Source organism: Mycobacterium asiaticum DSM 44297, from assembly GCF_000613245.1.
In the GTDB taxonomy this organism is placed as follows: Bacteria; Actinomycetota; Actinomycetes; order Mycobacteriales; family Mycobacteriaceae; genus Mycobacterium; species Mycobacterium asiaticum.
The window spans coordinates 1,223,287-1,234,645 of sequence record NZ_HG964937.1; the positions used below are offsets into that span (position 1 = coordinate 1,223,287).

The following is an 11,359-nucleotide window of genomic DNA, read 5'->3' on the forward strand; positions in this document are numbered from 1 at the left end:
CCTCGCGCAACCACGCAACCACGCAATCGTGGTGGCTCAGATGAAATCCGAGCCGCCATCCACGTTCACCGTCGCGCCGGTCACATAGCCGTTGCGCCGGGAAGCAAGGTATGCGGTGATCGAAGCGACCTCTTCCGGCAGTCCAGCCCGCCCGAGGTCGCAGGGCTGGTGAAAATGCCGGTCGATCCAGGTCATCACGTCATGCGGATCAGTGGAATCCAGTCCGTCGGCGGCCAGGATGTCCTTGAGGTTCTCGGTGAAGCTGGCTGTCACGATAGTCCCGGGGCACACGCAATTCACCAGAATGCCCTCTTCGGCAAGACTTTTCGACAGATTCTTGGTCACGCTGGCCAGGGCTGACTTGGAAGCGGTGTAGGCGACGATGCGCGGGCTTTGCCGTTGGATGGAATGCGCACCGAGCGTCACGATGCGTGCCCACTCCGCGGCACGTAGCAGTGGCAGCGCCGCCCGAATCGAGCGCACGGCCGACATAGTGCCCAAAGCGAACGCGGCATCCCACTCTGCGTCGTCCATCTGCTCGAAGTATCCGTCGGCCGGTCCGATGGTGTGGACCAGGCAATTGAGTTGCCCCCAGCGTCGCGACACCTCGGCAAAGCCCGAAGCGATTGAATCCCCCTCGGCCATATCGACTTTGATTCCGATGGCTTCCGGAGCGCCGGCCGCGGACAGCGCCGCCGCGGCGGCATCGAGCGCGTCCTGGCCGCGGGCCATGATGGCCACCTTGGCGCCCTCGGCCGCTAGTGCCTCGGCGATGGCCAGGCCCATCCCCTTGCTGCCACCCGTGACGACGGCGGTCGCACCGGCCAGACCCAGGTCCATTAAGAGCTCCTTCAACCCGAACAGATGTGGTCGATCAAGTCCGCCGCAACACCCAGTCCACCTAGACAGAACCGCAAGATGTGGGCGCGGACTTCCGGGCGATCGCAGTCACCGTTAGCCCATTGCCGGTCGATTCCGGTCCACACGACGCCATGAACGAAGCGGGCACCGATTACCGGATCGATGTCATGAAACACGCCGCTCTCGACGCCGCTCTGCAGCGCGTCGACGAGCGGCTTGAGCATCTCCAGAAAGGCCGGCTGAATCGAGCTGGGCGAGATGAAGGTCTGCGATTGGGCCTCTTGCGACAGTCGCCGTAGATCGGACCGTACGTCGGGGTCGAACGCAAGATCCAGTCGTGCGTCGATCCATGCCGCCACAGCGTTTATTTCGCTTGCGGCGGAGGCCATTCGGCGACGCAGCCGACGCGTTTCAATGCGCGCGGCTTCTAGGAATACCTCGGCTACCAGAGCGTCCTTTGACTCGAAATGCCGGTAGAACGCGCGGGTGCTCAAACCTGCTCGGTCCAAGACCGCGGCGATGCTGAGTCCGCTCACACCGTCCGCGCGCAGAACTGTCGTTGCCGCCGCCAATATTCGGCGGCGAACCGTGGGGTCCGGACCCAGCTTATCGCGCCGCCGGGTGCGCGGCGCGCTGCCTTCGTCAAGCTGTTGCGTCATAGCTGGCCAGGTAATCGGCGAACCGCTCGCGCACACCTTCAGCGGTCAAGCCATAATCGCTCAACGAATAGTCATGTGCACCACGGGCTCCCGGCCTGTGCTCATTCGCCCACCGGTCAACGGCGCGCCGACTCACGTCGCTGAACGTCAACCCAAGTGACTCGTAGCTGGCGCGCAGCGTCTCGACGGGGGCGGATTGCAGTGCGGCAAACGACACATCGGCAAATCGCTCGTCGCCAACCCGGTTGCGGAAATCCATTGCTCGCCGGACTGCTTCGACCCAACTGTCGACTTGCTCGGCGCCCAATTCGACAGCGTCGTCGCGGTCGCTGCTCCAGCTGCGCACGTAGTGAATGAGGCTGCACACCGAGGCCAGCACCTTGGCTGGATCGCGATGACTCCAAAGGAATTTGGCGTTGGGATACGCCTCGACGAGCGCGTCGAGCGCAAACATGTGCACAGGGGTCTTGAGGTGCCACAGAGTCGGTGGGCAACGCCACTGCAACAGCTTGAGGACCCGCCGGTGGTAGGTGTATGTCTCGCGCATGTCGCAGTCCATCAGCCAAGCCAGGTATCTCGGCGCACGCACGGCGCCGTCGAAGTGAAACGTCCGGAAGCTCATGCCCATCAGATCCTGGCATTCGGTGGGTGCGGTCGCCTCCGAGTTGTACAGCGCCTTCATCCTGGGGAACATGTCGTCGAGCATCTTGAGGCCCGCCTCGGCCTGCGCGATGCGCGGATCGTCGTGTTGGGTCGGGGCCTCGGGCGGTGGGGTAGGTGCTTGTGATTCCCACATTCGCAACGATCGGAACTGTGGATCGGCGGCCACCAGTTGACTCAACGCGGTGGTGCCGGTTCGGGGGAGTCCGATGACGAAAACCGGTCCCTCTACCACCTGATCGTCGATCTCGGGGTGCCGGGCGTAGGTGTCTTCGACCTTGAGTCGCTGGATCAGTGCATTGCTGATGGTGGCGTGCTGGATGACCTGGCCGATCTCGTTGAGATCCGCCTCGGTGTTCAGGGCGTCGACTATGCGCTCGAGCCCCTCCCGGTAGTAGGACGAACCGAAATCCTGTAGACCGGTTGCGGCGCAGGCACCGTCTTCCAGCTCGTCAGCACTGAACGTCATCGTCGAAACCTTTCGTGCACCGCACGCCCACGCGCGGCAAGCACTATGGCCCGTTCTTCGGCCGAAATTTGTACCGTGTCGGACGGCAACTCCGACAGCACGTTCCGCGCGGGCACCACGCGCGTCGCCGGCATCGGTGCGGTCGCGGTGCGCACGCAGCGCAGAATAATGGGTCCGTTGCTGTGCCCGGCCGTGTCGAGCCAGTTGGCCACCCCCGGGTCCTGAGAACACAGCACCACACGCACGCGCCTGTCGGCATCGACGACGGCCTGATGGGCGTTCAGGCTGGACTGGTGGCGGCCATAGTGGATGGTCTCCCACCATGGGTTGCCGATGGAAAAGCTCCAGTAAATACCTTCGGGCGGTTCAACTTCGACGATCAGCGCCTCGTCAGGCTCCAACTCCCAGCGGCCGATGACCGGCTTGTTTTCGGCGGCGGCGCCCATGTCGGTTCGGTCGATCGCCGGCAGGAACCCGTTGGTCGGTGCGGCGGCGCCGAACTGCAGAAAGAACGCGAGGTTGTCGTGGACGAAGTCACCAAGGGCGACCAGCTGCCGCGCCAACGCGTTACCGGCGTCGACGCGATCACACGTCGCTGCCGCCGGGCGACCGAGCCGTTCGATCCGCAACGACGACGGCACCTCGGTGTCCCAGTCGTAGAAGAAGTGCCGGACGGTCAGCGTGGGGTTGTCGCCGTCGATGCGCAGCCAATTGCCTGGCTGTTCATCGGCGGACAACACCACCTCAAAGTTGCCGTCAGAGTCGACCTCCAGCTCATCGACGAGCGCGTTCGCCGTCGCCCCGATCCCGTTCATCGTCTGCAGTCCGACATAGCGTGCGGTCCCGCGATTGCCGACCAACCGGTAGCGCTGCCCACCTTGTAGCACGGCGCGGGTGTAGATGCAGTCCGGGCATTCCATGCCCCAGGTGACCAGATCGTCGGTACTGGTCCGCTGCACCGACAGAACTGGATCGGGATCGAACCGCAACACCTCGTCGATGCCGGCGGTCAGCAGCACCAGCAGGTGCCGCATTCCGGCGGCAAGATCGGCGCGATTGCGGTTATAGGAGGAGGATTCCACCACCTTTGCGGCTTGCCGCAGCCGGTCTAACAGGTGTGGCCAGGCGGGGGACAAGTCCTTGTCTACGCCCATTGTCGCTGCCTCGGCGATGGCAAACGGCAACCAGGCCAACGGCTGTGCTGCGTCGCTCACCCGGTTCCCTCGATTCGCATGAGAATTAAATGAAAACGATATTTTCACTTAAGGTCGGCAAATGTCAACGATGGGACGTGCAGCACCCCGCTCGCGCAACCAAAGCGCGCTAGGTTGTCAGCGTGACACCGACCTTCGCCGACCTGGCCAAAGCGCAGTACATCCTGCTCACCACGTTCACCAAGGACGGACGGCCCAAGCCGGTCCCGATCTGGGCCGCCCTGGACAAGGAAAGCGGCGATCGGCTGCTGGTCATCACCCAGGAGAAGTCTTGGAAGGTCAAGCGGATCCGCAACACGCCGCGGGTGACGCTGGCAATCTGCGACATGCGCGGCAACCCCAAGAGCGACGCCGTCGAAGGCACCGCCGCAATCCTTGATAAGTCACAGACCGCGGCCGTCTACGACGCGATAGGCAAGCGGTACGGCATCATCGGCAAGGTGTTCAACCTGTTCAGCAAGCTGCGCGGCGGCATGGAGAACAACGTCGGACTCGAGCTGCGGGTGGCCTGAAAACGGGGCCTGGAACCTGGCCCGAGAACTCAGCGCAGGTGCTCGCCGAAAAACGCGAACACCCGCCGCCACGCGTCCTCGGTGGCGGCCTCGTCGTAGCCGAACCCGGTGATCCGCAGCACCGGCTGGCCGGGCAACTTGTTGGCGAAGCTGTGTCCCGCCTTCGGGTAGGTCTTGATATCGGTAGGGATGTTCTTGGCCGCGGTCACCCGCCGCAGCTTTTCCGGCGCGCCCACCCCCAGCGGATCGCGCTTGCCGAAGCTGGCCACGATCGGGCACGCGCCGTCCAGCGTCTCGTCCAGCCGGCGCGGCAGTGGAGTGCCGTAGAACGGTGCCGACGCGCCAAACCCCTTGGGCGACAGCACGAGTGCGAATTGGCCGCCCATGCAGAAACCGGCGATGCCGACCTGGCCCTTGCATTCGGGGAGCGCCAACAGATGCTCCCGGGCCGCCAGCACGTCATCGATGGACCGGCCCTGGCCGGCCAGCACCTCGCGGATCACCCTGGTGATGCACCGGGCCCGCCCGCCGCGCGCATACAGATTCGGGGTTATCGCCACGTAGCCCGCACCGGCGATCCGCCGGGAAACGGCCTCGTTGTCCGGGCCGTACCCGATCGCGTCGTGCACCACTACGACGCCCGGCCACGGACCTTCGCCCTGCGGAACGCTTAGTAGCGCATCGATCGGTCCGGCGGGGGTGTCGATTTCGATCGTCGTCATACCGTCATCTAACTGCAGCCGTCACGCGACCGCCCACGGAACTCTGCTTACCCGGCAGACGTTGGCGTCACATGTTAGGACGGCTGCTTCTTGTCTATGCCGTCGTCGAGCTCATGGTCACGGTCGGGCTGGCGGCGACGATCGGTGTCGGCTGGACCGTGCTGGTGCTCGTGGGCACATTCGTGCTGGGACTTGTGGTCGGTGCGCCGATGGGCGGGTTGCAGCTCAGCCGCCAGCTGATGGCGCTGCGATCGGGTGCCGAGCAGCCGCGCAGCGCGCTGGGTGACGGCGCACTGACCGCGCTGGCCACCGGGCTGGTCGTCGTACCCGGGGTTGCCTCCACCGTGCTGGGCCTCTTGCTGCTGGTGCCACCGGTGCGCGCGGCCGCACGCCCCGCGTTGACCGCCCTGGCGGTACGCGGTTTTCTGCGTCGTATCCCGCTGCCGGCCGACCTGAAGGGCCAGACCAGCGACGGCCGTGACGGCGACGGTCGTGACTACATCGACGGCGAGGTCATCGATGTGATCGACGTCGAGTCACCCGGCTTGCCCTCGGGTCCCACCCGTTAGTCGTCGTTGTCCGGTTCGGTCAGTTCCGGCGCGTTCTCCCGGGTGGCCATCCCGCCTTCGCGGCCGTGGTCCGCCGGTCCCGGTCGGCCTCCCTTGGGCTCGTCGTCAGCGGTGTTCGATTCTTTGGGCATGGCATGCTCCTGTCCAACTCCTCGCCAACAATTACCCCCGAAACCGGCATTCGAAGACTCGTGACGGACCCGCGTAGTTTGGCCCGTGTGACGCCGACTTCCACCAGGCTGCTGATCAACGGCCGGGTGCACAGCCCCAGCCACCCGGACGCCACCGCGATGGCGGTGCGGGGCGATGTCATCGCGTGGCTGGGCAGCGACGAGGTGGGCCGCGATCAGTTCCCGGACGCCGATGTGCAGGACCTCGACGGCGCATTCGTGGCACCGGGCTTCGTCGACAGCCACATCCATCTGAGCGCCACCGGCCTGGCGATCAGCGGCCTCGACCTGCGCCCCGCCGGATCGCGGCAGCACTTCCTGCGGCTGCTCACCGATTACGCGAAAGCCCACCCGGGACAGCCGATATGGGGGCACGGCTGGGACGAGTCGACGTGGCCCGACAGCACCGCCCCCAGCACCGACGACCTGGATGCGGCGTTGGGTGATCGGCCCGCCTACCTGGCCCGGGTGGACGTGCACTCCGCGGTGGCGTCGTCGGCCCTGAGCCGGCTCGTCCCCGGCCTTGCCGACGCCACCGGATTCAACCCGCAGCGACCGCTGACCGCCGACGCGCACCACCTGGCACGCAAGACCGCCCGAGAACTGCTCACCAACGCCCAACTCGCCGACGCCCGCGCCGCGGCGCTGCAGGCGCTGGCTGCGGCGGGCGTCGTCGCGGTGCACGAATGCGCCGGCCCGCAGATCGGGGGCCTGGACGACTGGCTGCAGATAAACGCACTCCCAAACGGCGTCGAAGTGATCGGGTACTGGGGTGAAGCGGTCGCCACGGCGGCGCAGGCGCGCGCGCTGATCGCCGAGACCGGCGCGCGCGGCCTGGCGGGCGACCTGTTCGTCGACGGGGCGCTGGGATCGCGCACCGCCTGGCTGCACGAACCGTACGCCGACGCACCGGGGTGCACCGGCACCCGCCATATCGATCCCGACACCATCGAAACCCACCTACGGGTGTGTACCCAGGCTGAGGTGACGGCCGGCTTTCATGTGATTGGGGACGCGGCGGTGTCGGCGGTCGTCGACGCTCTCGAACGGGTCGTCGCCGACCATGGCGTGGCCGCCGTCGCCCGTTGCGGGCATCGCCTTGAGCATCTCGAGATGGTCAGCGCCGAACAGGCGGCGAAGTTGGGGTCGTGGGGCGTCATCGCAAGCGTTCAGCCGAATTTCGACGCGTTGTGGGGTGGCGACGACGGCATGTATGCGCAGCGGCTCGGTCCCGATCGAGGTTGCCGGCTCAACCCGCTCGCACTGTTAGCATCCCAAGGCGTGCCCCTCGCCTTCGGTTCCGACGCGCCTGTGACCGGCTTCGAGCCGTGGGGGAGCGTCCGCGCTGCGGTCCGGCACCGCACGCCGGGCAGCGCGGTGTCCGCCCGGGCGGCATTTGCCGCGGCCACCCGGGGCGGCTGGCGAGCCAGCGGGGTCCGCGACGGCGTCACCGGCACCCTGGTCCCCGGCGCGCCAGCCTCGTATGCCGTGTGGGATGCCGGCGTGTTGGACGTCAGCGCACCCCGCGACGACGTGCAACGCTGGTCGACCGACCCCCGATCCAGGGTGCCCGCCTTGCCACGGCTGGACGCGGACGCCTTGCCGCGATGCCGCCAGACCGTGCATCGGGGTGCGGTCATCTATGGCTAGCGGACGGCACAGCCGGGGACCGCGACGGGTAGCGCGGGACGAAGCCGACCGGCCGGAACTTCCCGATCCCGAACCGACCCCCCAGCAACCTTTGGACGATTTGCCGGCCAAGGCGCTCGAGGATTTGCCGCTGGCAGCACCCGAGGATCCGCCGGCCAGGCCGGGCCTGGGCCGCAGAGCGCTGGAGCGGATACCCGACATGTTCGTTGCGCTGCGCCCGCGGCTGGCCCGATTGGCGGTCGCCCTGGTCGCCGGCTGGCTGATGTACGCCAGCTTCCCCTCGCTGAATTGGTGGTGGGCCGCCGTCGTGGCGATCGCATTGCTGACCTGGGTCCTGGTGCATCCCGCTACTACGCCGGCGGGCGGGCTGGGCTACGGATTCCTGTTCGGCTTGGCGTTCTATGTGCCGCTGCTGCCGTGGATCAGCACGCTGGTGGGCACGATGCCCTGGTTGGTGCTGGCGACCGCTTGTGCCTGCTTTCCGGCTCTCTTCGGTTTGCTTGCGGTCGTCGTCCGTCGGCTGCCGGGCTGGCCGGTTTGGTTCGCGGTGCTCTGGGGCGCTCAGGAATGGCTGAAATCGATCTTCCCGTTTGGCGGATTCCCCTGGGGGTCGGTGGCCTTCGGGCAGGCACAAGGCCCCTTGCTGCCGCTGGTTCAGCTCGGCGGAGTGGCGCTGCTGTCCACCTCGGTGGTGCTGGTCGGGACCAGCATGACGGCGATTGCGCTGGAAATCGGAGCCTGGCTACGTGCCGGGGGCGCCAGCCGCGCCAAAGCCGACGCAGCCGACAAAGCCGGCAAAGCCGACAAAGCCGACACAGCCGACAAAGCCGGCATAGAGGACAAAGCCGGCACAACGAAGCCGCCGGCGGTCATGCTGCCGGGCCTGAGCATTTGCCTGGTGTTGCTGGCCGCGATCATGGTCTGGCCGCAGGTGCGCCACGCCGGGGTGGGCGCCGGCGGCGAGCCGAGCATCACCGTTGCCGTCGTACAGGGCAACGTGCCTCGTCTCGGCCTGGATTTCAACGCTCAGCGCCGCGCTGTGCTCGACAACCACGTCAACCAGACGCTGCGGCTGGCCGAGGACGTGCAGGCCGGGGTCGCCCCGCAGCCGCGGTTCGTGATCTGGCCGGAGGACTCCTCCGACATCGATCCGTTCACCAACATCGACGCCGGCCAGCAGATCTCCAAGGCGGCCGGGGCGATCGGAGCGCCGATCCTGATCGGCACGGTGCTCGACGTGCCCGGGCGCATGAAAGAAACGCCTGAATACACCAACACGATGATCGTCTGGAATCCCGGCAAGGGACCGGAGGGCCGCCACGACAAGGCGATCGTGCAACCGTTCGGTGAGTATCTGCCGATGCCCTGGCTGTTCCGGCATCTGTCCGGTTACGCCGATCGCGCCGGACACTTCGTGCCCGTCCCCGGGGACGGGGTGGTGCCCATCGCCGGGGTGCCGCTGGGCGTGGCGACCTGCTGGGAGGTGGTCTTCGACCGCGCGCCGCGCAAGTCCGTCCTCAACGGCGCCCAGCTGCTGGCCGTGCCGAGCAACAACGCCACCTTCACCAGGACGATGAGCGAGCAGCAGTTGGCGTTCGCGAAGGTGCGGGCCGTCGAGCACGACCGTTACGTCCTGGTGGCCGGCACCACCGGAATCAGTGCCGTCATCGCACCGGACGGCGGCGAACTGAAGCGCACGGAGTTTTTCGTGCCCGACTATCTGGACACTCAGGTGCGCCTGAAGACCCGGCTGACGCCGGCCACACGCTGGGCTCCGATCGTGCAGTGGGTGCTGGTGGGGACGGCTGGGGCACTGATTCTGGCGGCGATACGGCACAATGGTTGGTTCCCGGCGAGGTTCCCGCGTCCGATGCGCCGGCGGTCCCGGCCCAACGATGGGGACTCCGATCCGCCGTCAGCGAGCCAGGTGACCACCGCCAACGACGCCCCGCCCGACGAAGGCGAGGGAACTCGAACCGGGCGAGATGAAGGAGCTACATGACCACCGGTCACAGCGCGCCCGACCTGTCGGGCGCCGGTCCCAGCCAGCGCGTCCTGGTGATCATCCCCACCTACAACGAGCTGGAGAACCTGCCGCTGATTCACGAGCGCGTCAGGCAGGCCTGCCCCGACGTGCATGTCCTGGTCGTCGATGACAGCAGCCCAGATGGCACCGGCAAGCTCGCCGACGAGTTGGCGGCCGCCGACCCGGGCTGCACGCACGTGTTGCACCGGACCGTCAAGAACGGCCTGGGCGCGGCGTACCTGGAAGGTTTCGCCTGGGGCCTGAGCCGCGACTACGCGGTCCTGGTCGAGATGGACGCCGACGGCAGCCACGCGCCCGAGCAGTTGTACCGCCTGTTGGAGGCCGTCGACGCCGGCGCCGACCTGGCGATCGGTTCGCGCTACGTGCATGGCGGCGCGGTCCGGAACTGGCCGTGGCGGCGCTGGGCGCTGTCCTGGACGGCCAACACGTATTCACGCCTGGCGCTGGGCATCGGCGTCCACGACATCACGGCCGGCTACCGCGCCTATCGACGCGAAGTCCTGGAAGCCATCGACCTGGACACCGTCGACTCCAAGGGCTACTGCTTCCAGATCGAGATGACGTGGCGCAGCGTCAACGCCAATTTCGCCGTTGTCGAGGTTCCGATCACCTTCACCGAGCGCGAGATCGGAGTCTCAAAAATGAGCGGATCCAACATTCGCGAGGCGCTGGTCAAGGTCGCCCAGTGGGGCTGGAAGGGCAGGGTCGAGCGCCGACGCAACCGGTCCCGGTCAAGCGGCGCCCGCACCTGATTCGAGAGTTACCCGCGGCGGCGCGACCGGATCAGGTCGAGGCGCTCCTTGAGCAATTCCTCGAGCTCCTCGACCGAGCGGCGCTCCAGCAGCATGTCCCAGTGGGTACGCGGCGGCTTGACCTTCTTCGGCTCGGGCAGGTCGCCCTCGATCAGGGTGCCCTCCATGCCATTGCGGCACAGCCAGGTGCCGGGGATCTCGGCGTCGTCGGCGAACGGAACTTCGAACTCCTCGCCGTTCTCGGTGCGATAGCGGGCGATCTGCCGCGGGGCGAGGTCGTGATTGCGGTCGGTCTCATAGCTCACGGCTCCGAGGCGACTGCCTCGTAGGACACGATCAGCCATTGGTGCTGCTCCTTTGGGTGCGGTGAGCGCGTGGTGCTCCCGTAGTGTGATTCTCCCTAAGCAAACGATAAGACCGTTTGCCCGAGTTCCCGTTCTCCATGATTCCTGCGCATGAACGACGCGATCATCGGCGATCATCAATGATACCGGGATCGCGGCCGGGTTCGGACTAAAGTCTGCAGGCGTGAGTCGTCGGGTTCGGCCCCAGCCGTGTCGCTGGTGTGGACGGGATGTCGCCGACGTGGGGATGGGCCGTCGTCGCCAGTACTGCCGGCAGTCCTGCCGGCAGCGGGCGTACGAGCAGCGGGCCATGATCACCCGCGGCGAAGTCGCGGCCCTGCCCGCCGATGCTGTGGTGTTGACCGCCGACGAGGCGGCCGACCTGTCGGACCGGGTTTACCAGGTCAGATGCGCGGCGGAGGACGTCGCCACCGCGCTCGACGAAGGTGCCGGCGCCGCCGAGTTGCGGGAACTCTGCGACGAATTGCTCCGCGCCGCCCGAGCCGCCGACGGCTGGCGGCGCGTGGGCGTCTGAGCGCGCATAAGCGAACTCTTCGAACGCTGAAACGACAAGTAAAGGTACAGTCGCGCCATGAACGGCGGCCCGGGTGTACAAGGGAGTACAGAGGGGACGCAGTGCATCGCGCATCCATCGGGTGGATGGCCGCGGCGCACGGGTGCCCAGCCGTTCCGTGTGTAGCCGGGAGTATCGGACGTTTTGAAATCCAGC

Annotated in this window: 11 protein-coding genes and 1 pseudogene; 5 read left to right on the top strand and 7 right to left on the bottom strand. The window is 66.8% G+C overall.

Annotated features, from left to right (window positions below; genetic code table 11):
- Nucleotides 1-36: 36 nt before the first annotated feature.
- The 4 genes from BN972_RS16060 to BN972_RS16075 are packed head-to-tail and all read right to left on the bottom strand — an operon-like array spanning nt 37 to nt 3,863.
- A complete protein-coding gene (locus BN972_RS16060) occupies nt 37-840 on the bottom strand; it encodes an SDR family NAD(P)-dependent oxidoreductase (RefSeq protein ID WP_036359683.1) in 804 nt (267 codons plus the stop codon).
- Between the two features lie 11 nt (nt 841-851).
- Nucleotides 852-1,520: a TetR/AcrR family transcriptional regulator gene (locus BN972_RS16065; RefSeq protein ID WP_036359686.1), complete on the bottom strand. Its 669-nt coding sequence runs from the start codon at nt 1,518-1,520 to the stop codon at nt 852-854.
- Nucleotides 1,504-2,649 carry a sulfotransferase family protein gene (locus tag BN972_RS16070; protein ID WP_036359689.1) on the bottom strand — a complete coding sequence of 382 codons (1,146 nt, stop codon included), beginning with the start codon at nt 2,647-2,649 and terminating at the stop codon, nt 1,504-1,506. The genes BN972_RS16065 and BN972_RS16070 overlap by 17 nt, the downstream gene beginning before the upstream one ends.
- Nucleotides 2,646-3,863: a hypothetical protein gene (locus BN972_RS16075; RefSeq protein WP_172831448.1), complete on the bottom strand. Its 1,218-nt coding sequence runs from the start codon at nt 3,861-3,863 to the stop codon at nt 2,646-2,648. Before BN972_RS16075 ends, BN972_RS16070 begins: the two co-directional genes overlap by 4 nt.
- Before the next feature lie 122 nt (nt 3,864-3,985).
- Here BN972_RS16075 and BN972_RS16080 point away from each other — a divergent pair, with 122 nt between their 5' ends.
- Nucleotides 3,986-4,375: a PPOX class F420-dependent oxidoreductase gene (locus BN972_RS16080; RefSeq protein WP_036359692.1), complete on the top strand. Its 390-nt coding sequence runs from the start codon at nt 3,986-3,988 to the stop codon at nt 4,373-4,375.
- Between the two features lie 29 nt (nt 4,376-4,404).
- Here the strand turns inward: BN972_RS16080 and BN972_RS16085 are convergent, their stop codons facing one another.
- Nucleotides 4,405-5,097: a dienelactone hydrolase family protein gene (locus BN972_RS16085; RefSeq protein WP_036359694.1), complete on the bottom strand. Its 693-nt coding sequence runs from the start codon at nt 5,095-5,097 to the stop codon at nt 4,405-4,407.
- 71 nt (nt 5,098-5,168) lie between these two features.
- Here BN972_RS16085 and BN972_RS16090 point away from each other — a divergent pair, with 71 nt between their 5' ends.
- The gene (locus BN972_RS16090) at nt 5,169-5,666 is read left to right on the top strand and encodes an FxsA family protein (protein ID WP_036359696.1); all 498 of its coding nucleotides are present in this window, start codon (nt 5,169-5,171) and stop codon (nt 5,664-5,666) included.
- Here BN972_RS16090 and BN972_RS30850 read toward each other — a convergent pair.
- Nucleotides 5,663-5,797 carry a hypothetical protein gene (locus tag BN972_RS30850; protein ID WP_261785917.1) on the bottom strand — a complete coding sequence of 45 codons (135 nt, stop codon included), beginning with the start codon at nt 5,795-5,797 and terminating at the stop codon, nt 5,663-5,665. The two genes, BN972_RS16090 and BN972_RS30850, sit on opposite strands and share 4 nt — an antisense overlap.
- 159 nt (nt 5,798-5,956) lie before the next feature.
- On the opposite strand from BN972_RS30850, the gene BN972_RS16095 reads away from it, so the two are divergent.
- Together BN972_RS16095 and lnt are read left to right on the top strand one after the other, a co-directional pair.
- Nucleotides 5,957-7,486, top strand: coding sequence for an amidohydrolase (locus tag BN972_RS16095; RefSeq protein ID WP_235192510.1), 1,530 nt, complete (start codon nt 5,957-5,959; stop codon nt 7,484-7,486).
- Nucleotides 7,487-7,685: 199 nt separating this feature from the next.
- Nucleotides 7,686-10,285 (top strand): annotated as a pseudogene (gene lnt, locus BN972_RS16100) (apolipoprotein N-acyltransferase).
- An 8-nt stretch (nt 10,286-10,293) separates the two neighbouring features.
- Here lnt and rbpA read toward each other — a convergent pair.
- Nucleotides 10,294-10,629 (bottom strand): RNA polymerase-binding protein RbpA, encoded by a 336-nt coding sequence (gene rbpA / locus BN972_RS16110; protein ID WP_036359704.1) that lies wholly within the window; start codon nt 10,627-10,629, stop codon nt 10,294-10,296.
- Nucleotides 10,630-10,813: 184 nt separating this feature from the next.
- On the opposite strand from rbpA, the gene BN972_RS29940 reads away from it, so the two are divergent.
- Entirely contained in the window at nt 10,814-11,164 is a 351-nt protein-coding gene (locus BN972_RS29940; RefSeq protein ID WP_080696870.1) for a hypothetical protein, read from the top strand.
- Nucleotides 11,165-11,359: the final 195 nt, after the last annotated feature.

What these genes read in the sequence shown, in the direction of transcription:
- BN972_RS16070 (WP_036359689.1), bottom strand. Translation starts at nt 2,649, where the DNA reads ATGACGTTCAGTGCTGACGAGCTGGAAGACGGTGCCTGCGCCGCAACC.
- BN972_RS16065 (WP_036359686.1), bottom strand. Translation starts at nt 1,520, where the DNA reads ATGACGCAACAGCTTGACGAAGGCAGCGCGCCGCGCACCCGGCGGCGC.
- BN972_RS16090 (WP_036359696.1), top strand. Translation starts at nt 5,169, where the DNA reads ATGTTAGGACGGCTGCTTCTTGTCTATGCCGTCGTCGAGCTCATGGTC.
- BN972_RS30850 (WP_261785917.1), bottom strand. Translation starts at nt 5,797, where the DNA reads ATGCCCAAAGAATCGAACACCGCTGACGACGAGCCCAAGGGAGGCCGA.
- BN972_RS16095 (WP_235192510.1), top strand. Translation starts at nt 5,957, where the DNA reads ATGGCGGTGCGGGGCGATGTCATCGCGTGGCTGGGCAGCGACGAGGTG.
- BN972_RS16060 (WP_036359683.1), bottom strand. Translation starts at nt 840, where the DNA reads ATGGACCTGGGTCTGGCCGGTGCGACCGCCGTCGTCACGGGTGGCAGC.
- BN972_RS16085 (WP_036359694.1), bottom strand. Translation starts at nt 5,097, where the DNA reads ATGACGACGATCGAAATCGACACCCCCGCCGGACCGATCGATGCGCTA.
- rbpA (WP_036359704.1), bottom strand. Translation starts at nt 10,629, where the DNA reads ATGGCTGATCGTGTCCTACGAGGCAGTCGCCTCGGAGCCGTGAGCTAT.